20 protein-coding genes and 2 pseudogenes are annotated in these 22576 nt (G+C 41.9%); 6 read left to right on the plus strand and 16 right to left on the minus strand.

What is annotated here, in order from left to right:
* On the minus strand, positions 1-1182 hold a 1182-nt coding region (locus DXA55_RS15200), incomplete at its 3' end, for a deoxyguanosinetriphosphate triphosphohydrolase family protein (protein ID WP_117814562.1).
* 545 nt (positions 1183-1727) lie between these two features.
* On the opposite strand from DXA55_RS15200, the gene tnpA reads away from it, so the two are divergent.
* From tnpA to tnpC, 3 genes and pseudogenes are all read left to right on the plus strand, one after another.
* Complete coding sequence (tnpA, locus tag DXA55_RS15210; protein ID WP_242998605.1) at positions 1728-2138, plus strand: IS66 family insertion sequence element accessory protein TnpA; 411 nt, start codon at positions 1728-1730, stop codon at positions 2136-2138.
* Positions 2132-2473: an IS66 family insertion sequence element accessory protein TnpB gene (gene tnpB, locus DXA55_RS15215; RefSeq protein ID WP_117814564.1), complete on the plus strand. Its 342-nt coding sequence runs from the start codon at positions 2132-2134 to the stop codon at positions 2471-2473. The genes tnpA and tnpB overlap by 7 nt, the downstream gene beginning before the upstream one ends.
* A 142-nt stretch (positions 2474-2615) precedes the next feature.
* Positions 2616-4231, plus strand: a pseudogene (gene tnpC, locus DXA55_RS15220) (IS66 family transposase).
* Positions 4232-4375: 144 nt separating this feature from the next.
* Here the strand turns inward: tnpC and DXA55_RS17945 are convergent.
* From DXA55_RS17945 to DXA55_RS15250, 6 genes and pseudogenes are all read right to left on the minus strand, one after another.
* Entirely contained in the window at positions 4376-5188 is an 813-nt protein-coding gene (locus tag DXA55_RS17945; protein ID WP_242998607.1) for a hypothetical protein, read from the minus strand.
* A 67-nt stretch (positions 5189-5255) separates the two neighbouring features.
* A complete protein-coding gene (gene gloA2, locus DXA55_RS15230) occupies positions 5256-5639 on the minus strand; it encodes an SMU1112c/YaeR family gloxylase I-like metalloprotein (protein WP_022461289.1) in 384 nt (127 codons plus the stop codon).
* A 153-nt stretch (positions 5640-5792) separates the two neighbouring features.
* Positions 5793-6197 (minus strand): VanZ family protein, encoded by a 405-nt coding sequence (locus DXA55_RS15235; protein WP_242998611.1) that lies wholly within the window; start codon positions 6195-6197, stop codon positions 5793-5795.
* Positions 6198-6409: 212 nt separating this feature from the next.
* Positions 6410-7312, minus strand: coding sequence for a sugar phosphate nucleotidyltransferase (locus tag DXA55_RS15240; protein WP_117814565.1), 903 nt, complete (start codon positions 7310-7312; stop codon positions 6410-6412).
* Between the two features lie 161 nt (positions 7313-7473).
* The gene (locus DXA55_RS15245) at positions 7474-9924 is read right to left on the minus strand and encodes a hypothetical protein (RefSeq protein WP_117814566.1); all 2451 of its coding nucleotides are present in this window, start codon (positions 9922-9924) and stop codon (positions 7474-7476) included.
* A 48-nt stretch (positions 9925-9972) separates the two neighbouring features.
* Positions 9973-10152, minus strand: a pseudogene (locus DXA55_RS15250) (AAA family ATPase); the annotation flags it as partial.
* A 760-nt stretch (positions 10153-10912) separates the two neighbouring features.
* On the opposite strand from DXA55_RS15250, the gene gmd reads away from it, so the two are divergent.
* Genes gmd through DXA55_RS15265 form a run of 3 tightly spaced genes read left to right on the plus strand, consistent with a single transcriptional unit; the run spans position 10913 to position 14255 of the window.
* The gene (gene gmd / locus DXA55_RS15255) at positions 10913-11956 is read left to right on the plus strand and encodes a GDP-mannose 4,6-dehydratase (protein ID WP_117814567.1); all 1044 of its coding nucleotides are present in this window, start codon (positions 10913-10915) and stop codon (positions 11954-11956) included.
* 22 nt (positions 11957-11978) lie between these two features.
* Complete coding sequence (locus DXA55_RS15260; RefSeq protein ID WP_334291844.1) at positions 11979-12920, plus strand: GDP-L-fucose synthase family protein; 942 nt, start codon at positions 11979-11981, stop codon at positions 12918-12920.
* Positions 12921-12932: 12 nt separating this feature from the next.
* Entirely contained in the window at positions 12933-14255 is a 1323-nt protein-coding gene (locus DXA55_RS15265; protein ID WP_117814568.1) for a sugar phosphate nucleotidyltransferase, read from the plus strand.
* Between the two features lie 66 nt (positions 14256-14321).
* Here DXA55_RS15265 and DXA55_RS15270 read toward each other — a convergent pair whose 3' ends face one another.
* The 9 genes from DXA55_RS15270 to DXA55_RS19660 all read right to left on the minus strand — a co-directional run bounded on the left by DXA55_RS15270 (position 14322) and on the right by DXA55_RS19660 (position 22448).
* Positions 14322-15185, minus strand: coding sequence for an AraC family transcriptional regulator (locus tag DXA55_RS15270; protein WP_117760955.1), 864 nt, complete (start codon positions 15183-15185; stop codon positions 14322-14324).
* 2 nt (positions 15186-15187) lie between these two features.
* Positions 15188-15613 (minus strand): L-fucose mutarotase, encoded by a 426-nt coding sequence (fucU, locus tag DXA55_RS15275; protein ID WP_055228359.1) that lies wholly within the window; start codon positions 15611-15613, stop codon positions 15188-15190.
* Positions 15614-15626: 13 nt separating this feature from the next.
* Positions 15627-18515, minus strand: coding sequence for a fucose pyrophosphorylase domain-containing protein (locus tag DXA55_RS15280; RefSeq protein ID WP_117814569.1), 2889 nt, complete (start codon positions 18513-18515; stop codon positions 15627-15629).
* 143 nt (positions 18516-18658) lie between these two features.
* Entirely contained in the window at positions 18659-19522 is an 864-nt protein-coding gene (locus DXA55_RS15285) for a restriction endonuclease (protein WP_117760951.1), read from the minus strand.
* 89 nt (positions 19523-19611) lie between these two features.
* Complete coding sequence (locus DXA55_RS15290; RefSeq protein ID WP_117814570.1) at positions 19612-20139, minus strand: Pycsar system effector family protein; 528 nt, start codon at positions 20137-20139, stop codon at positions 19612-19614.
* On the minus strand, positions 20120-20662 hold the full coding sequence (locus tag DXA55_RS15295) for a hypothetical protein (protein ID WP_147399720.1): 543 nt from the start codon (positions 20660-20662) through the stop codon (positions 20120-20122). Before DXA55_RS15295 ends, DXA55_RS15290 begins: the two co-directional genes overlap by 20 nt.
* Before the next feature lie 179 nt (positions 20663-20841).
* Complete coding sequence (locus tag DXA55_RS15300) at positions 20842-21615, minus strand: hypothetical protein (RefSeq protein WP_117814572.1); 774 nt, start codon at positions 21613-21615, stop codon at positions 20842-20844.
* Positions 21609-22121, minus strand: a complete 513-nt coding sequence (locus DXA55_RS15305) for an ImmA/IrrE family metallo-endopeptidase (RefSeq protein ID WP_117760945.1) — start codon at positions 22119-22121, stop codon at positions 21609-21611. The genes DXA55_RS15300 and DXA55_RS15305 overlap by 7 nt, the downstream gene beginning before the upstream one ends.
* Positions 22122-22235: 114 nt before the next feature.
* Positions 22236-22448, minus strand: a complete 213-nt coding sequence (locus DXA55_RS19660; RefSeq protein WP_119188555.1) for a transposase — start codon at positions 22446-22448, stop codon at positions 22236-22238.
* Between the last annotated feature and the right edge of the window lie 128 nt (positions 22449-22576).

The raw sequence follows: 22576 nt of genomic DNA on the forward strand, positions 1-22576 counted from the left end.
ATATTGCTCCATAATTTCTTTTGCTCTATATTCTGGAGGTAAATACATTCTTTCTTCTGAATATAATTCTTTCAAAAATTTAATTACCTTTCTTCCTTGCTGTTCATAATGATATACATCATCATTGTGATTAATACATCTAAACACAATATCCTTCAATCCATGAATCAATTCTTCATATTTACTAAATCCTAATTCCTCAGTCTGCATTGTATTAGTTTTATTTCTCATGTCATCTGTAACAGGAACCAAGTCAATATCATTTAACGCCAAGTTAATTAATCTTGAAGCTAATTCTTGTCTAAACAATTTAGAATATTGTGTTGAATCAATCTTATTAGTACCATATCCAGCTTTCTTTCGCGCCTCATTAACATTTTCTTCAAAAACAGAATATGATTCAGTCTCTCCATATTTTGCTTTATAATCATGCAATATTTCATCAATTGTAAATGCTTTTACTCTTAATCCATCCTCTAAATCATGCGCTGCATATGCGATTTCATCTGCAATATCCACAATTTGGACGTCTAACGTTCTTACTTTAATTGCATTTTCATCAACGAACTTCTTAAGTAAGTCATAATCTTCATCATAAATAAATTTCTGACTCTTTTTATCATTTTTAAATTTTTCAGCATTAAACTTATTAAAATATTTTACAACACTTAACATACTTCTATATGTTAAGTTCAAGCCTCTAAATTCTGGACGTTTTTTTTCAATATTAGTAAGAATTCTCAATGTCTGTGCATTGCCTTCAAACCCTCCTATATCTTGAAACATTTCATTAAGATATCTCTCTCCCGCATGTCCAAATGGCGGGTTTCCTAAATCATGAGCTAAAGCACCTGCCTCAACTATATAACTTTCACCAGCATCATATTGTATAGTCCCTGCGATAGATCTGGCGATCTGCGCAACTTCCAAGCTATGTGTCAACCTATTTCTAAAAAATTGATCATTTCTTATTCCAAGAAGCTGCATTTTCCCCTGTAAACGTCTAAAAGAAGAAGAATACATTATTCTTGCATAATCTCTCTGAAAAGGACCATCAGGACGATATCTAGACTCTTCGATGTGCACATATGTTTCCATACAGTCCGTCTTCATGGTATTTAATAACGTTCTTTTTATTTTATCCCTTGAAACTTCAAGCGGACTTTTAGACACTTCTTTCATCTTTATATGCTTCCTCCTACATACTTTTCTTTATATCATACTACAAAACGTCCCATATTTCTATAAAACGTTTTGTAAAAATATATGATAGATATTTCTTCATTCAATAGAGAGTTAGAACAGCAGGATTCGAACCTGTGATCTCATGTCTGCGTCTCTATATGTTTCAATCCAATCTATGTTCCAATAAGTACAAGAAATCTGCCTTAATAATGTAACCTGTTTATTAATTTTAAAATTTCCCAGTTCATATTCCCCCTCAAAAAAACGTTGCGGTATTCCAGATTTTAGAGCCGTTTTATAATCCCGATCCGAATCATAATATATCTGGGTATTATGGTGAGCTCCTCTATCCTCTTTCTTTGGAAGTTGCATATAATCTCCATAACACACTCTCAATATTTTATCATTTTCAGTTGCAACCTGAACTTTTGTATTTTCGTAAGCGCCAAGTATTCCTGCGGATTTTCAAATCCTTAGATTTCCCCTATAATTGCAGCTGATAGATACTTAGATTATTTCACTACAATTATGGAGGATAGGTTATGGCAGGTACTCGCAAGACCCGCGTTCCGATGGTGGAACAGATCAGACTTATCAATGAATGCCGTCAGAGCGGCATGACAGATGCTGACTGGTGTCGTGAAAACGACATTGCAGTAAGCACCTTTTACAACTGGGTCAGCCGTTGTCGGAAAACAGCAGCGGATCAGATCCCAGCGGCGAATTATGGTCATCTTGAGGTTCCACGCCCGAAACAGGACGTGGTTCCCATTGACATTGTTCCGGATCACATTCCGGAACAGCATACCGCATCGCAGATGCTAAATTCGAACCTTGACAATCCACATACGATTGAAGTTTCTATGAAGGATATCACAGTCCGCATCAGCAATGATGCGGATCCTGTTCTGCTCACCAGGACTTTTCGCATGCTTCAGGAGTTTTCATGTTAGGCGATGTTTCCGGACTTGAGAAGATCTACATTGTCTGTGGCTACACGGATAGGAGGAAATCTATTGACGGACTCTGCACCGTTATCGAAGACCAGCTTAAGATGGATCCGTCGTCCAGTGCTCTCTTCCTTTTCTGCGGAAGAAGACGAGACAGGATCAAAGCCTTGTTCCGCGAACCGGATGGCTTCGTTCTGATCTATAAGCGATTGTCTGTCCGCGGCGGTTATCAATGGCCCAGAAAGCAGTCAGAGGTCCGGAATCTTTCCTGGCGGGAGTTTGACTGGCTGATGTCCGGGATTGATATTGACCAGCCAAAAGCCCTCAAAGCAGAATAAAAAGCTCGTGGATCCTGGCAGAAATCCTGCATAGAAAAATCCGGAAATCCCTTGTAAATCCGGCATTTTTCAGGCGTTGTTTTCCTTTAGTAAAAATCCCATTTCTGGTATAATAAAGGAATCAAATCCGAGGAGAGAAACGATGGCTTCCAGTGCAAAAGATACCCAGCTTCGAGAGCTGAAAGATACCGTATCACAACGGAAAACAATGATAGCGGAGCAGACGGAACTGATCAAAGCTCTCCGTCTTATTATTGACGAAAAAACCAGTCATGAGAAAGCTCTTCAGGAACAGGTAGATTATCTGACAAAAAAACTCTTTGGTCCCTCCAGCGAGAGAAGATCTGATGATATTCCGGGACAGCAGAATCTCTTCGATGAAGCAGAAGTGGAACAGGATCCATCCCTGTTGGAAGGCGAAACGGTAATCCGGGAGCATACCCGTAAAAAGAAGGCAGCACATGAGGAACTCTTCAAAGGCCTGAAAGTTGAAAAAGTAGTGGTCCCACTTCCGGAAGAGGATCAGATCTGTCCGGTATGTGGTACGCAGATGGTCTTGATCGGCGAGGAATATGTCCGCCGGGAACTGGAATTCATTCCTGCCACCTGTAAAGTGATCGAATACTACAGCCAGAGCTATGGATGCCCCTCCTGTAAGGAAGGACTCGGCGATACAGAAAAGCCTGTGATCGTAAAGTCTCAGGTTCCGCCGACTCTGCTTGGAAAAGGACCTGCATCAGCATCTGCAGCTGCATGGACTATGTACCAGAAGTATGCCAACGGGCTTCCACTTTACCGGCAGGAAAAGGACCGGAAGCAGTATGGGGTGCAGATCAGCCGGACGACCCTTGCAAACTGGATCATCTACTGTTCAAAGAACTATTTTCAGCCAATGTACGATTACTTTCATCGGGAGCTGCTGAAACGTAGTTTTGCGATGGCAGATGAGACGCGGGTCCAGGTATTGAAAGAGGAAGGACGCAGGGCACAGACCCAGTCATTCATGTGGCTGTTCCGAAGCGGTGAGGACGGACTTGCGGAGATCATCCTGTATGGCTATTCCCCGACCAGGAGCGGCAGCCATGCAAAGGAGTTTCTGGAAGGCTACAGCGGATATCTGGAAACGGACGGCTATCAGGGTTATAACAGTCTGCCTGGGATCAGGCGCTGCTCCTGTTGGGCACATATCCGCCGATACTTTATCGACGCTGTTCCAAAAGGGAAGCAGTATGACTACAGCCAGCCTGCAGTACAGGGAGTCCAGTACTGCAATCGGTTGTTTGCCATGGAAGACTCCATTAACAAAAAGTATCCCGGTAATTATGAAAAGCGGAAACAACTGCGTCTCGAGAAGGAAAAACCTGTTCTGGAGGCTTTCTGGTCGTGGCTTGACCAGCAAAAGCCCGTCCGGAATACCCGGCTGGATAAAGCCGTGAATTATGTTCTCAACAGGCGTGATATAGCGGAAACCTATCTGGAAGACGGGCGGTGCAGCTTTACCAATAATCTCAGTGAGAATGCGATCCGTCCGTTCGCAGTGGGGCGAAAAAACTGGCTGTTCAGCAGTTCCGTGGACGGAGCGAATGCCAGCGCAGTAGTCTACACAATGGTTGAGATGGCCAAAGCACATGGCTGAACATCTACGGATATCTTAAATTTCTGCTGGAGAACCGACCGAATAAAAATATGACCGATGAACAGCTGGCGGAACTGGCACCTTGGAGTGAAAAACTCCAATCTATCAAAAATCGCATGTGAATTATAGTGAATTACTCCAACTCGTAAAGGGCTGGAGTAATCTTGTATCTAACCGCATTATTATTTGGCGCTTACTTTCCACTTCCTTTTCCTTGGTCTTTTCTGCTTTCCCGGCAACTGTGTTTTCCCCTACTGGGTTCGTTCTTATATTTTCTGACGCTTCTTCTGTTTTTTATTGCCTCGATCATTTTTCTTCTCCTTCACTTCTTTCGGCATATCGATCAGTCCGAAGCGATAGAACATCCCATAGATGTAAGTCACACCCCGGATGTCACTCAGAGCCTTTGGTCGTTCAACTACTTCTCCTACCTTTTTGATATTCCCCAGTGCCAGCAGCACAGAACTCCACGCCAGGCTTTTGCTCTTCCCTCGGCGGTCGATCCACAATTCCTTTGTATATTCGCCGCTTCTGCCCTTTCGTATTTCATAGGTAAAGGGTAAGCCGGAATAGGTTTTAAATTGCACACCACAATAAAGCAAGACCGTCTCCCACAGGTGCTCCTCTGTCGGCTCTGATCTCAGTTTTCTTATCGCTCTGTATCTCCGCTGCCGCTCTGCTCCAACACTGATTTTCTCTTTATCTGCTGTACTCGGGAAGTACACGCCTTTCTGATATGGCAGGTATGAGGTGACGGAGGCTTTGGAGAGTTGAAGAGTATTTGCGGTTGAGAGGATGGCTTCTTTATAGTTCTGTGTTTCTCGATACTCCTCAAAGGTATCCTGTACCTTCTCCGCCACTTCCGATTCATACACACCAGCCGTGATAAGCAGCTTTCTTACTTTGATGGGGTTTAGAGCCAGAGCATCTGCGATGGATTGGAGGGAGCAATCCTCCTCATAAAGCGCCACAGCAGCATCCATCTGTTCTTTCAGATTCTCCCCGGCATCATACTCAGGCTTCAACTTCTTTCGACCGCCGCCAGGCTTTCTGGCGTTATATGCTCTTTTCTCTCCCATAACTCACAGCACCAGCTCATTGAAAGCTTTTTTTTCTGCCTTACGAAATATCATTTTGTCCACCTCTTTACTCATGCAGCTCCAACGGCAGTCCATCCGGGTCATGGAAGAAGGTCATCTTCTTGCCGGTATAATCATCAACACGAATCGGCTCACATTTAATTCCCACCTCTGCCAGTTCTTTCACTGTCTGCTCCACACTCTCCACGCAAAAGGCAAGGTGACGCAAACCACATGCCTCCGGGCGGTTCACACGCTTCGGCGGGTTTTCCTCAGCAAAAATCTCCAGCTCCGTGTGTTCATTGACACGAAGATCCAGCTTCCAGTCCTTGCGCTCCGGGCGATAGTTTTCTCTGATGACAGAGAATCCCAACTTGTTCACATAGAAATCCTTTGCGGCTTCATGGTCGGATACGATGATTGCAATATGATGTATTTTAGATAAGTTCATTTTTTGTCACACTCCATTTCTTCTATCTCATTTTATTTCCGTTATAAACTATATATCAGCTCTCAAAATATACCGTGTGTGCCTCAGCTCCGGGGAGAGCCTTGTGTTCCACACACGGCATTTATTTTTTTCCTACCACAAAACAATACTCTTCTACAGACGCTTTCTTACCTTCCTGATTCCGTAGTACATCAATCCGCCAATCACTCCACCAACTGTATTATAGAAGATGTCTGACAGCTGAAACGTACCCAGGCGAAGCAGTAATTGCAGCGTCTCAATACTTACCGAAAAGATCAACGCTGTCTTTCCGCTATGCCACAGTATCTTTCTCCAGCCGTTTCCTGTCTTTTCTTCGAATGTCCACATAAGCACACCGGTGAACGGCACCATCATAATGACGTTCTCGATGCCCTCTGTTGTCAACACCTGCTCGCCATTCACTGTCTTCCAGATGCCCCATCCGTCCAAAACATTGGACAGCGGATTCAACCACAAATTTCGATTCAACAGCGTTCGGAACAGGATCATCGATGTCACGAATACCAATAGAAACAATTTTCGAAAGAACACTCTTTCTTTGAACCTCTCGTACCATGTCACCAGAGCGCTCTTCCAGCCTTTGCCCGCTTCGCCCGGTTCATACGCATACAGGTAAAAAACATAGTCATAAAAGAAAGCAGAAGCGAAAATCCAAATGGTTCATACAAAGCCGTCAAAATATTTGTGATGATTTTTCCGAGCAACTCCATGGTTCCCTGCATCATGGTTTACAGATCACAGAAGAGATCTGCCTTGTACACGCCGTTTTCCAGCATCTTTTTGAAGCTGTCCTTTACTGCTGCGACATCCTCATGGTAGGTCATACCGTACCAGGTATCATTGGTTTTCAGAACCTTCACAGACATCTTTCCCTGCTCCAGCTGCTCACCAATGAAGATCGGGATCAGAAACTCTGCCTTCAGAGGATTGCCCGGTACCTCTTTCTCAAAGAACTCCCGGAAGCCGTCTTCCAATGTGGCAAGGAAATCAGGAGTCAGACCCCACATATTCATAGAAACCAGCGAATTCACATCGACAGCCACGCCATCTGCCTCCGCTCCGTTTGCGGTCTTTACAATATTCTTGGTTTCCACAACCTCGGTCAGATTGTTCTGCTCATCCATTTTGCAGATACCACGGGTTACGCCGCCGTTATCGGACAGCGTGTTTTTCAGCACAAAGCCAGCCATACAGGACTTGCCGCCATTTACCAGATACTCATGGACGGCACGGAAACCTTCCTTGCCATAGTAGTCATCGGCATTGATCACGATGAACGGTGTGCTAAGAATATTCTTTGCTGCAAGCACGGCCTGACCGGTTCCCCACGGCTTTGTACGGCCTTCCGGCAGAGTGCCCGGGATGTCGTTACTATCCTGGAACGCGTAGTCTACCGTTACCTGATGATCGGCGCAGATCGCGGCGATGCGATCACCGATCACCTCTTTGAACTCCTTCTCGATATCCTTGCGGATAATAAAAACTACATGGTTGAAACCGGCCTCGATTGCATCATGGATTGAGTAGTCCATGATGATACGATTCGAAGCATCTACCGGCTCCAACTGCTTGATTCCTGTTCCGAAACGGCTGCCGATTCCGGCGGCCATGATAAGTAATGTTGTTTTCATAATGTTGTTTTCATAATGTTCCTCTCCTCGTATTTTCTAACACTTACCGAAAGCATATTTTCTCTCTCAAATACTACTCCGAAAATCCGTTCCGAAGCTCTGCGCATCGCTTTTTCCTCACGCAATCCTATTTCGACGACGTTCCAGACCTCAGATAATTCTTATTTCACAAGAGAAGCTTTCAATAACTGTTTTTCCATTCTCTGATAATTTTTTATCACCTGTACAGAACTGTTCTTCTTCAAAAATTCATGCACTTTGTTGTATGCTTCTCCGCAATATCTCCGATATCTGTCCTTAAAATCCGACGGCAATTTTTTTAATACTGCTGGAGCTACATATTTCCTCAATAACTGAATTTGTTTTTCCTCATTGTCTTTCAGAGAAACTGCCGGTTTCATCAACAGAAGATGGGCTTTTTCAAAGTAATCTGCCACATCCACGTTTTTTTCATTTTCAATACGCAATAAATAAAGTCTTGCCTGCTGTGTATCTACCTGAAATGGAACTGTATATTCAGAATCGTGAAAGAAACTATATGCAGCTTCCAGAAAACGTTGTGCCAGATCATACTTTCCGATATTCGCACAAGCAATCGCATACTGAAGCCAAAAAAATGTATTTTCCCTATAATACTCCAACTCTTTCAGGCTATCATAATAATTCACCAAAAACTTTTCCTTTTGACCCGATTTTAAAAGGAATGTATTTACATGCGAATACGATATAATATTTTTTAAAATGTTCTCATAACGATTAATCGTTCGATATCGATTCGCGTATTCTGCCGTCAATTCCAATACTTTTATAATCACATCATTACAGTCCAATTCTTTCAGGATCAAATTCGCTGTAACAGCCGATTTAATGCGAAAATCTGTTGCTTCCTTCGAAAAATCTAAAATCTCCTGTACATTTTCATCTTGTGTAAAACGCGGATCAAACGCCGCGTTAACTCCGATAATTTTACCAATATCCTGTGCATCTATATTTAAGCTCATGATTTTTACCAGTAATGCTAAAATAAGGACTTCATAATATGACACAGAAACTGATTTTATACCTGAAACGATTGTTTCTATTTTATTCTTCATATCCGTAGAATTCACAACATCTACAAGAATACTCTGAAACTCTGAATTTCCCCATTTTCTGTCTTTTAATCTTTTCTTCTTTTCCGATCTGGAAAGATTACTCAAATTTCCCCATAAGCCATTATTTCGCAAAATATTGCTCATGACGTTTAATTCTTTTTCATTCAGTTTATTTAAGTCAATGACTTTACTCTCACCTTCCCCCACTTTTAATATTTCATTTGCTTCCCGAATCCGAGTATCATACAGAACCGTACGTGCTGTCAAAATAAACTGAACGTCTTCCAGGGAATAAAAAGAAAATTTCTCCAATACATTAATGTAATTATAATAATTTTCTATAATAACCAACTTTTTTCCTGGGCTTTCGACAATATGCTGAACGTCCGTTGGTAAGCTTTTCATATAAACTGTTTTTAAAGTAAAAATTTGATACCCTTCGTCTTCAAACAGATGCTTCAAACATTCTGCGAAAATCGTTTTTCCATTTCCCAAATTAGCATGTACATAGATAACTCTACAATTATTTTTCAAATCCTCTTTTACTTCTTTTAGTTGCTTTCGAAAAATTAAATTATCATAGATTCCTCTATCGGTATGCCATAAGCTATCTACACTCTGACCGGTCATAAAAAAATTATGAACTTCGAGAGAAGTAGCTTTCTCTATGGTATTTTTTTCCCTGGCCACCTCAAAGCATTGATAAATATGAAAATCTGTCATTTTGACAGGCATTGGATGATCACTTTTATATTTATCTAATCCTTTCGTGAATTCTTCCATTGTTATCGCATAAACCGTTCCATATCTCTTTAACTTTCGTTTCTTATCTTCTGAAATTTTACTATCTTCAATAAATACTATTTTCTCGTGCACATTCTGTGCATAAATTAATCTTTTCAGATCCAAATCATAATCTAAGGAAAGTCCCACAATAACTACACATTCAACCGTTGTCAAATCATCCGAAAAAATAGCGCCCCATGCGTTCTGGTTCAAGCTTTCAGAAGCATAGCTTCGACCTGACAAACGGAATTCCGATTGAAGTGTTCGCTCACTCAAATTTCCTATATATCCATTAATATAAACACATTGTTTTTTCTTACTTTTTTCCAACTTGACATCATCAGAAAGGGTAACCGCATAAAGCGGTTCTTCCATATCCTTGGATGCTAAAATCGGCACCTCATCATAATTGGTAGTGTAAACTCTCTGCCAGTCTTGTCCATATAATATTTCATGTTCTTTCTGTACTTTCGAGACATACAGTACCTTCTTTAACTCTGCAATTAATTCATCCGAGCTTTTTGTTTCCAAATAACTGTCTGCTGCATCCTGCAAATCATATGGATTTTCCGGGTTCACAATTCCAGCAGATTTATAAAGTCTTTCCGCTAATGCAACACCTGACGGAAATTTTTCCCCATTCATCCCCAATGCTGTCATATGAGCACCTGAACCAGTAATCAGCATTGCTCTACCAGTTATAATCGCTTGGTATATTTTTTCTAGTTCCATAGAACATCCTCCTCATTTGTAAGGGCAGTGTCAAATTTGCTATCTTTTCTCAAACGTAAACGATAGAACGGTCTTACCAAAACGGCGGGGCCTTATAAAAAGATTTACCTTTCCCCATCTGTCAAGAAGCTGTTCAATTAGTCTTGTCTTATCAATATAGTAAAAACCCTGCCGGCGAATTTTCTTAAAATCTTCGATACCAACCGGAAGTTTTAACGTCGCTGCCATTCTTCAACGCTCCTTTCCGAAGCTATACTAACAGGCAAAGGATATTATATCCCAGTGTATTTTGATTTTACCATCTGGGAACTCAAATGGCAAGTTGATCCTATCTTCTTGATAGAGTAAACTTACTGTCAGTTGGAGAGTCGCAGAAGATTCCCTGCTATGAACTTGACCAGATTGTTTTCTCATAGTCTACTTCTCCCACAGTGTTTTGTCAAATACCTCCCAGACGCTCCCGGATCGCAAGCTTTTTCCGGATGTCTATACGTAAGTGTTAATAATTACATCTACCTATTCGGAGGTGCGTTAGCGTCATAATTCCGGTTGCGGAAGAGACTGGAAAATGTTATTCTTATCATAGGCAGTGGAGCTTTCTTAGTTCAGTTGTTTCGTGTGGTAACTTAACAATAACGGATTATGGAAAGTAATTCCACTGCTTTTTTAATAAAAATAAAACTGCGCCACAGCCTTGGCAGGCCATCGCGCAGCGATTTTGTTCAATCTTCGTTTATCATTCCTGTTCTTATGTGTCAAGTTCTGTGCTTATCTTTTCCCACCATTTTTCCAAATTTGACTTATCCATGAACTAGTGCCTCAGAAAAGGAAATCAAACCACTTCTGACCGAATAAACCAATATAATGCTATCAACCCCCAAAATATCCTCTCACATTTCTCCCCATCTTCCGTTAAACTACATACACAAGCAACTAATACGGAGATTTTTCTCCACACTACACATTATTGAATAGAGAGGATTTTCGAATGAAAAAAGCACTTATCACCGGTATCACTGGTCAGGACGGCTCTTATCTTGCGGAGTTTCTGTTAGAAAAAGGTTATGAGGTTCATGGTATCACCCGTCGCGCTTCGCTTGCAAATACGGCTCGTATCGAGCACATTATGGATAAAATCACACTGCATGACGGTGACCTTTCTGATTCGTCATCGCTGATTCGTATTATCAATATTGTCCAGCCGGATGAAATTTACAATCTGGCTGCGCAGTCTCATGTACAGGTTTCTTTTGATGTTCCGGAGTATTCCGGCGATGTGGATGCTCTTGGTGTTCTTCGTATTCTGGAAGCATGCCGCATTCTTGGCCTTACCAAAAAGGCAAAAGTTTACCAGGCATCTACTTCTGAACTGTATGGAAAAGTAGAAGAGGTTCCGCAGCGCGAGACAACCCCGTTCCATCCATACAGCCCGTATGCGGTTGCAAAGCAGTATGGCTTCTGGATTGTAAAAGAGTATCGCGAAGCATATGGTATGTTTGCTGTCAACGGCATTCTGTTCAACCACGAGTCCGAGCGCCGCGGCGAGAACTTTGTTACCCGTAAAATCACACTGGCTGCCGGAAGAATCGCAGAAGGTATTCAGGATCATCTGGAACTTGGAAACATGGACTCTCTGCGTGACTGGGGTTATGCAAAAGATTATGTGGAGTGCATGTGGATGATTATGCAGCATGAAACACCGGAAGATTTCGTCATCGCAACCGGCGAGCAGCATACCGTACGTGATTTCACCGAAAAAGCATTCGCTGCAAACGGCATTACCATCCGCTGGGAAGGCACCGGTCTGGAAGAAAAAGGCTACGATGCAGAAACCGGCAAAATGCTGGTATGTGTCAATCCGGAATGGTTCCGTCCGACCGACGTTGATAACCTCTGGGGCGATCCGACCAAGGCCAAAACCGTTCTTGGATGGAATCCGCAGAAAACAACGTATGCTGAATTAGTAGAAATTATGGCAAAGCATGACCGTCAGCTTGCAAAACAGGAAAAAGCCATGAACGCCGCACTTTAATTTAGGAGATGCAAATATCATGATGGAAAAAAATGCAAAAATTTATGTAGCCGGACACCGTGGAATGGTTGGTTCCGCAATTGTAAGAGAACTGAAACGCCAGGGTTATGAAAATATCATTACCCGTACCCACAAAGAACTGGATCTCTGCCGTCAGGATGCTGTCGAGGCATTTTTCGCAGAGGAAAAACCGGAATATGTCTTCCTCGCTGCTGCAAAAGTAGGCGGCATCGTTGCAAACCAGGAAGCACTGGCAGATTTCATGTACGATAACATGACACTGGAAATGAATGTCATCCACTCTGCGTGGAAAAACGGCTGTAAAAAACTGGAATTTCTTGGATCCTCCTGCATTTACCCGCGTATGGCACCGCAGCCGATGAAGGAAAGCTGTCTGCTGACTTCTGAACTGGAAAAAACAAACGAGGCTTATGCACTTGCAAAAATCTCCGGCTTAAAATACTGTGAGTTTCTGAACCGTCAGTACGGAACTGATTATATTTCCGTTATGCCGACCAATCTTTACGGACCAAACGATAACTATCATCCAACCCACAGCCACGTACTTCCTGCACTGATCCGCCGCTTCCATGAAGCAAAGGTTAACAATCTGCCGGAAGTTACCTGCTGGGGCGACGGCTCTCCGCTGCGTGAGTTCCTGTATGTCGATGACCTTGCAAATCTCTGTGTCTTCCTGATGAACAACTATTCCGGAAATGAGACCGTAAACGCCGGAACCGGAAAAGAACTGACCATCAAAGAGCTGACAGAGCTTGTTGCAAAAGTAATCGGTTATAATGGAAAAATCAATTGGGACAGCACAAAGCCAAATGGTACTCCAAGAAAACTGCTCGACGTATCCAAAGCAACCGCTCTTGGCTGGACCTACAAAACCGAGCTGGAAGACGGCATCCGTCTCTCCTACGAGGATTTCCTGAACAACCCGATGCGTGCAGAAAGATAACGGAGAAACTTTATGAATATCGTTTTATTATCCGGCGGCTCCGGCCAGCGCCTGTGGCCGCTTTCCAATGATATCCGTTCCAAGCAGTTTATCAAAATTTTCCATACGGCAGATGGTGAACTGGAATCCATGGTACAGCGCGTTTACCGTCAGATCCGTACGATCGACAAGGATGCAACGGTAACCATCGCGACCTCAAAATCACAGGTTTCCGCCATCCACAATCAGTTAGGGGAAGATGTCGGCATCAGCGTTGAGCCTTGCCGCCGTGATACATTCCCGGCCATTGCGCTTGCCGCAGCCTATCTGAAGGATGTAAAGGGAATTTCCGAGGACGAACCTGTCGTTGTCTGCCCGGTTGACCCTTATGTGGAAATTGATTATTTTGATGCCTTAAAAGACCTCGGTGCCCAGGCTGCTTCCAGCAATGCCAACCTGGTTCTGATGGGTATTGAACCGACCTATCCAAGCGAAAAATACGGATACATTATTCCAGACACCCCGGCTCCTGTCAGCACGGTGTCGATGTTCAAAGAGAAACCGACCAAAGAAATTGCAGAACAGTATATTTCCCAGGGTGCTCTTTGGAACGGCGGTGTTTTTGCTTTCCGTCTTGGTTATGTTCTGGATCGCGCTCATGCATTAATTGATTTTGAAAACTACGAAGATCTTTTCAGCAAATATGAAACGTTAGACAAAATCAGTTTTGATTACGCAGTGGTAGAACACGAGGACCGTATCGAAGTGATGCGTTTCTCCGGCATGTGGAAAGACCTTGGAACTTGGAATACTCTGACTGAGGCCATGGACAGCCACAATGTCGGCGAAGCACTGTTTAACGAAACCTGCAGAAATGTGCACGTAGTCAACGAGCTGAATCTTCCCGTACTCTGTATGGGGCTGAAAGATATTGTAGTTTCCGCAAGTCCGGACGGCATCTTGGTTTCCGATAAAGAGCAGTCCAGTTACATCAAGCCCTTTGTCAATACCCTGGATCACCGCGTTATGTTTGCAGAAAAATCCTGGGGCAGTTTCCGCATTCTGGATATCGAAAAAGAAAGTCTTACGATTAAAGTAACTTTAAATCCGGGTCATCAGATGAACTACCACAGTCATGATTTCCGGAACGAAGTCTGGAACGTTATTTCCGGCACAGGACGTGCCGTGATCGACGGCGTTATTTACAATGTTCACGCCGGTGACACCCTGCAGATGAATGCAGGCAGCAAACACACCATTTTTGCTGATACGGAACTGCAGATCATTGAAGTCCAATTCGGAAAAGACATCAATGTACACGATAAACATAAATACGATCTGCCGTCCCTTTTCTAAATTGTAATGAAAAACCGCAAACCATTTTCTGCCCGATCTGCTGAAAATGATTTGCGGTTTTCTGTTTTACCATTTTTTCCGGTATTCTCCCGGACTCATTCCTTCTATTTTTCGAAAACGGCGCGCCAGATAATTTGCATCATTCATTCCGATTGCGGCACTGATTTCATCCACCGTCATATCAGTAAATCGAAGCAGATTTTTCGCCTGCGTAATCCGTCTCGTTTCCAGATAAGAAATAATTGTCACACCATATGTTTCTTTAAATATCTTCGTCAGATAATATTTATTAATATAAAATTTCTGTGACAGCAGTTCCAGTGTAATATGTTCCTTATAATTTTCATCCAGATAACTTTTCACCTTTTCCATGCTCATCCGTTTTCTGGCATGCGCAGCGCGTCCCTGTTCCGGATGCCAGGAATTCTTCATCAGAATCCAAAGCAGGCGGTTTAAAATCTCATTAATTTTCATATCCCGCACATAACTGTCCGATCCTGCCGCAGAATACAGGTCTGTCATAACTTCTACCAATTCTTCCATTTCCTTGGGATGAAAAACCGGCTGTCCGCCGCGCTCCTGATACTTTTTGTAAATATCAGGCATGGTATGACCGTAAAAATGACACCACTGCAAGGTCCACAGATCTGCCGATGTCGCATGGGAATACGGTTTTCTGCAGTCGATGAAAACACAGTCTCCGGAATGCAGTGCATACGTTTTCCCATTGTAATTCAGCTCTCCTGACCCCGATGTTACCGAAAAGAACAGATACGAAGCCAGATGCTCTCGATGAGACGTATGCGCCGCCAGTGCATGGAGCGAACCTGTTTCCTGTAAATACAGAAGTGAAGTTCTGGCAAATTCCGACGGTGTATATAAAATACGCTGCGACGACACCGAATGGGACGACGAAGCAAAATATTCCATTCCTATCTTACCACACCTTTTTTCAGAATCATATTGGCATACTGTGCCGTCTCACCCGTTGCCACAACACAATAGGCTTCTTTTGCACGCTCATAGTAGGCAAAGCGTTCCATCGTATGTACTTTTGCTTCCGGTTCGTATCGATTCAGAACCGCTTTATACTCATCCCAGATCGGCGTCTGAACCGGATCTCCCGGCACCACTTCCATCAGTACAAAATGATCCTCATCGTACTGATCCAGCGGGAACAGCTGCAAAACAGCATCCAGCAGCTCCACTGCACCGATTCCGTCTGCACGTACAATTCGTTTTCCTGTACTGACCGTTGGAAAATTCGCATCGGCAAATACAATCTCATCTCCATGTCCCATTTCATCCAGCACCTTTAACAGTTCCGGTGATAATAACGGTGATATTCCTTTTAACATTCTTTTCCTCCTCCTACGCCAGTGAACAGCTCCATACATCTACACCGCTGTCTTGGAAAACTTCACGCAGCCGTTTCCGCACATCTTCCTGTGTTACGCCCTTTTTCAGCACAACCTGAAGGAAACCGCCTCCGCCGGCACCGCAAATCATCTTTCCGTCAATCAGGTCTTCTACGGAATGGAAGATCATATCAATACACGTATTCGTGCAACTCGCATCCAGTTTCTTGGATAATTCCCAGTGCTGATTCAAAAGCTCTGCAAATCCATCGATATTGCCTTTTTCCAGTTCAAACCGCATCAGAACCGCCGTCTGCTGAATCGCATATAAGACATCCACCGCATCCTCGATTCCTCCGACATATCGTCCAACGACATCCCGCAGCAGATTTCTTGCCAGTCTGCGCTGTCCGGAATAGATCAGGCAGAAACGCTCGTCGAGTTCTTTTCTTGTCTTTTCACTGATTTTGCACGGCACACACGTAATTCTCTGTCGAATTGCCGGTTCACTCGAAACCATCTTGATTCCCGGTGCCAGACCTCCGACCTGATCCTGCCATCCGCCGCCGGTAGACATAATCTGTTCCATGCAAAGAACACGGTCATACAGCTCTTCGTCTGTTACCTCTTTTCCCAGCATCTCATACAGCGCTTTTACACAGGCACCCGCCAGAATCGAAGATGTTCCAAGGCCGGAACCGCGCGGGATATTGATGACCTGCGTGGAAAGATACAGGCCGCTTCCCAGATTTTCCGTGATTTCCTGCACGGAAATCGGATCCTTATATGGAATCACGCCGCAGGCAATCAGTGCCGCTTTGTGCAGGGCAAACGGATCGTATGGATTGCTGGAATCCTGTAAACTGGAAATATCGGTAAAGGTCTGCTCGGCACCACTGTCCGCACTTGCGAGAACAATCACCGGTTCGTCGACTTTCTTAACCACAACTTCGATCGGGCAGTTTCCGTCCAGCATCACAGCCGCATTCAGTACGGTTCCGCCATGTTCCATACAGTACGGCGGTGTATCACTCCAGCCGCCTCCCCAGTTCACACGGACCGGAAGATTTACGATAACCTGATCTTTTCCCATTTTCGCATCGGCATCATAGCAAAGACCTTTTACAGCTCCGGCAAGAATACCGCTGCTGATGGTCGCAAAGCAGGAGTCCATATACTTTTCATCAAAACAGGACAGAACATAATAAATTCTGATCTTTCTGCTGAACTGATCAAGCTCTGTCTCGCTTAATCTCTGTGCTTCTTTCAGCAGTTCACCTTTCACCCGCTCTGAGATACCATCCCGCATCTGCTCAACCAGTCTGGTTAAATTTTCCTTTCGATCAATTGCCTCCAGAATTTCTTCCAGTTCTACTTTATCCGATACCTTCTCCTGCCACGGCAGCAGTGCAGAAAGATCTGCTTGGTTAAAGCTGTCTTTCAGTGAAATCGCATCTTCCCGAATCGGAAAACCTTCTCTCCAGGCTTCCAGTGTCTGATGCACTGCCTCTTCCATTGAATCGCATACTGGATAAATCGCAGCTTCCCAGAGCGGCATCGGCAATGTTTTTCCAAACAGCAATGCTTCCTTCGGATTGTCAGAAACACCGTACATGCGGACAACAAATTTTCCATTCTGCTGTTTCAGTCCATGCAGAACAGTATGCGCAGGAATTGTCTGACCATCTAATGTCACGCCGGAAATCACACACTCTTCACCTATCTGTGACTTATTGCGAATCATACAGTCTTCCAGGTAGCTTCCCTTTCCAATCTCTGCATTCGGGCTGACGTAACTGTTCGAAGCTGCAAAATCCGCTTCCTCCCGATTCGTGTTGATGTTCGATGTCCATCCCAGATAATAGAATTCATCCATCCGCTCTGTCATAAGCTCACGCAGTTCTTTTGTCGTACCAAAGTGGATAAATGCAGCCGGTGACATTCGAATCAGTTTCATCTGATACGGATGCAATACACTCCACAACTCCGTTCTGCACTGTTCCAGTTCCGGCGTAAAATCACCTTCCGGTGTTTCTTTATAATACTGCTCCAGCGTAGAGTCTGATGCCAGAGGGTAGAGAAAATCAGCATAAAAGGAAAGCCGGGTACTCTCATTCACATAAGCTGCAAATTTTTCTTTCGTATCCACCAGCTGGTACAGCGCCTGCAGCATCTCACTGTTGAAGATTACCGCTCCTGTATCGATATCTACATTTCCCTGATCATCCGAAGCTCCCAGTTTCTGCAGCTGCTCCACTGTTTTTTTGTGCAGGAAACCACCTACATTTCCTTCGCTGTCAACCCGGTAAACACCGTGATTTTTTCCGATCTCCGCCGGCTCTTTAATCGAAAGCGCCGCTGCACCTTTGCCATAAAAATCAATCTGCAGCGGATTGAACAGCAGCAGCACATCGCCGGAACACACCAACATACCAGCATTCATCCGTGCGGCCACACCACTCATGGAAATCATAAATTCATCAAACAGAGTAGAACGTTTTCCATTCGGCAGAACACGTGGCACCGGTGAAAATAACTTTCCGCAGGCAGAATACTGCGGCACCCGCTTGCTGTCGCCGCCGGAATGGATTACCAGAATCCGCTGATTCTCGAATGAGCCTGCATTTTCATGAACGTAGCGCAGAACATTCAATGTGGCGCCGCCGCTGCCTACTCGTTTTCCGTCTGGATCCGGAAGAACTGCATAGTGTGTCGACTCTGGAATCATATGGTGCTCCAGACGATACTGAATCTGTGTACGGTACGATGCAGCCTGCTCCTCATTGGATGCTGTGAGAATTACATAATCCCATAACGGCAGATTCGGCGCTTCCAGAAGCGCGGTGTACTGGTTTGTGCAGTCGATGTAGGACTGCTGTAAAAATAGAGTTTTGTGTGACATGTCTTTTCTTTGTTCCTTACTTTATCATTGTAGTATTAATTTCTGTCCCTCTCCAGGGAACATCGTTTTTCAATCATAGATTGAAACACCTGTATTTTAGTATATCACAGATTTTGTCAAAAATCTTCCTTTTTTCATTACATTTATTGACTTATTGATTCGTAAATTTCGCAGATTTCACTTTTCATTCTTTGAACAATAGCTTCTATTTCTTCATAATCCTCCATCAGCACTTGATTCATTCTGACATATTGCCCATTATTGCTCGGTTGTACTTTAAGCCCTATATAGCCATTATATTTATTCCATTTTCCACAGAATGCGATTATTTTCTGATATAATTCAGTTTCTTGCAAAAACACAGTCCGCTGAAGCAGATCTTTTAAAGCTATATCAAATTTGTCTGACAATATAAGATATTCTGTTTTTATACCTACAAAAGGATCTTCCAACAAAAAATCCAGAATTTTATACCTCAATATCAACTCTACAAAATCATGCCGAATTATGTCTAAACTGCTATAAGCAATATCAAATTGATCTTGGATTCCATCCGTATTGATAAACGGATAATAACGTTGCAGTATTCGTGCATCAGACTTCAAAAATGCACTGATCTCCTCCCAGTAGACTACTTCAACAGAAAACAAATTATGGCTTTGCCGATATTGATTTTTTTCGAGCACATACTTTTGAATCTCTCCATCCGTCTTAGCGCCAATCGCAATTATGAAATGAGAAATCTCCGGTTTAAACTCCTCTGCGCCCTGAATCCACTGATCTATCATCGAAATTGAAACAGACATATCTTGATAATTCTTACACTGAATTGCCACCACCCCATTGGAGCCTGTACTAACAACATCAACGCCATACTGTTTCTGCCCAGGTCGTGCAAATAAGCATGCCATTCCTGGATATATGCAATTACAGTAATCCCTCATCAATTGTTCAAACTCTCTCGCATCCTGAGGCGGTGTTAATTGAAATGAAGCTAATGACGGCACAATATCAACTCCTTTGTTTTACATTCGTCTATTGCTCAGCCTGTTTTTAAGTAAACGATGAAAAACTATCCATTGAAATTTTACACATTTTAGGCTGCCAGAATTAATACAGCAATTCCCACCAATCCTATAAAATCCACATACCGTGCATTCTTAAAACACTTATATTTTTGAACAATAATTTTAGCATTGTATGTTATTTCATCCGCATAATCTATTTCTCTTTTTAAAAGTTCATCTTCCGTTTTCACTGTATCTTGATACTTTTTGTATAGAGCTATTAAATAACTTTCTTTCGAATACTTTGCAATGTCTTCATAAAAAAGCAAATTATCATTTTCTTTTATAACGCCTGTTTCTTCTTTACATTTTCCCTTATCAGGCTTAAACGATTTTAAAGCTATGATTGTTGATATTACTATTGCAAGATTCACACCATAAAATAATATGTTCTTACCAGCATTCTCTGTACTCCCCCATGTTACTGCTAACATTGCTATATTAAACGCCATCAATGCAGCGTTTTTTGCTTCTGCAAAATTTAACCAACTATTAACATTCGAAAATATTGTTTCCAACATCTCTACTATAGAATTATCATTCATCTGTATTTCCATACATCTCCTCCATTTTTGCAAATGCCAGCTTTAATGTGTTTTTAAAATCTTTAACAGTGTCTTCCTTAAAGGTATCAACTTCTTCTCTCGAAATCCAGCGCACTTCGGAATGTTTTTCATTTTCTTTAAAATCGCTTTTCTTATACGTTTCGACTACTTCAGCTAATGAAATGACTCCCTTATCTTTTCCTTGTTCACTTTCCACTTCATACAATGCCAACGGTATCGGCTGCTTATCTTCTCTTTCTTCATCACAAACAACTTTTATCTTAACCCCGAAATCATTATAATATTCCTGCTCAATCTGTTCATTTAAGGATCTTTCTAAAACCGCTTTTGCACACCCAAATTCCCACTTATCTGGGTATTTTTCTCTTTTACTTGATCGTTTCATTATTAATATTTTCTTCGTAGATTTATCATAGCATACTGCCACACAATGAAGTCTCAAGAAAAATTTGGGTTCTAACAAATTTCCTTTTGCCGTTTGTGTTGTCGGTGAATCTTCTATAATTTTATCCATTTTTACAAATTTATGTATCAAATTCTGATCAGACAAAATTTTATTTAATGCATTATAAACATTATAATACATCTCTTTTTTTAATACTGAATTTTCTCTGTTAGAAAAATACTCTTTTGTTAATTCATTTTCTTCTGTTAGAAAAATACTCTTTTGTTAATTCATTTTCTTCTGTCTCATCATAAAAAAACTGTCCTCAAACTGTATGTTTCAGCATATTTGGGATCGTGATACCAAATAATAGGATATAATCTATTCTGCCAAATTCCTCTCAAAGTTTTGTATGTAATGATATGTATATTTTTCAAATAGTCTGTATCCTTTGCTAAGATGTACGCAAGTTCAAAACTTATAACCATTCTTCTATTTTCAGTCTCTTTTTTTATTCTGAATCCAGCATCAATGTCATTTCCCAGAAATTCAATAAGCCCATACCCTTCTCTTAATTTGTATCTTTCCAGCAAATTATCATATCGTTCTATTTGTTGTACATTTTCACCCACAATTGCAATCCATGCAGCTGCTTTTAGCGAAATAACATTTTGCATTTTCATTAAAAGCTTCTTATCATTATCGATTTCCAATTCATCAAAAAATTGACCATTTTTTAACTTAAGTACAAAAATATTAAGGATCTCAAATATTTTATCTGTATATACGAAAAAATCCTTGTTTTCTTTTATCGGGATTATGAAAACTATTTCATCCCCTAAAACTCTCCACATCTCTGCACCTGGCATAAGTTTCATTACGCTTGCTTGTATTTCTTTAAATAAAGAAATAATCACATTATACCATCCTGTGTAGTTGATTGTTTTATACAACGATGAATTTACGATATCAAACGAAAAGAATAGCTCAACTGTTCGTCGAGCTATTTCCATTTTTTTCGTTTCATTCAGTTCCTGTATTAATTCTCTATATCTGCTTAATCTCTGAGTTTGATCTACCATCTTAAATACCCCAAAAATTTTCCTCTATTCGCTGCCGCTTCTATCGATACGTTAAAATATTCTGCTATTTTAGATGTATCAACCATATTTCCCTCTGCCACTTTGTTTAATACAGCAAGATATTCTGTCGCCGGCATTAAAAAAGCTGCCGCAAACTCATTTGCTTGATATTCCTTTTCTGAATTTCCAATTCGATGATAAATATTATTCTCCTGTTTTTCCCACAATTCATTATTGGTTCGATAACCCATGTGAAGAAAAAGATGGCCTAATTCATGTGCTATTGTAAAACGTTCTCTTTTTTCATCTTGAAAAGGAGATACAATAATTTTAAATCCATTTCCTTCTTTCTCAACGGCACCATCAGAAAAAAAAGCTTCCTTCTGGATAGTACCACCTAGCTTTTCAACAATTTCATCAATATTTCCAATTGGTACAGATATATTGTACGCACTCAATACATCTTCCGCTAATGAATTAATCATTCTTCTAGTAGAATTATCCATTGTCACTTTTCCTTTCCTCTATAATGTCAATATATTATAACACAGTTTCTTTTATATATTCAATACCACTTATTCTTATATATAATTTTTTTACGACTATAGCATTTCCATAAATTAGTGCATATATCCACACGCATGGAACCACCCCTCACAATCCGTATGCCTTATCATTTCCAGAGCTTTTTTTACAGCTTCAGGCAGCTCAGAAGCGACACGTACTTTTTGTTTTCTAAGAATCGCTTTCATTTTTGACCACATTTTCTCTATTGGGTTCAGGTCTGGACTGTACGGTGGTAGATAAGCATAGTGAATTCCTGCTTTATCCAGATATGATCTGAATACCTATAAAGTAAGCGCAAAATATTGCTACGTTACTCATGAATTACGCTTGCACCAAAATGATAGATGCAAGCGTTTTACTCTATTTTAGTTTTGACAGTTCGTTTTCGCAGTCT

It is taken from the genome of Blautia sp. OF03-13 (assembly GCF_003460685.1).
GTDB classification, from domain to species: domain Bacteria; phylum Bacillota; class Clostridia; order Lachnospirales; family Lachnospiraceae; genus Fusicatenibacter; species Fusicatenibacter saccharivorans.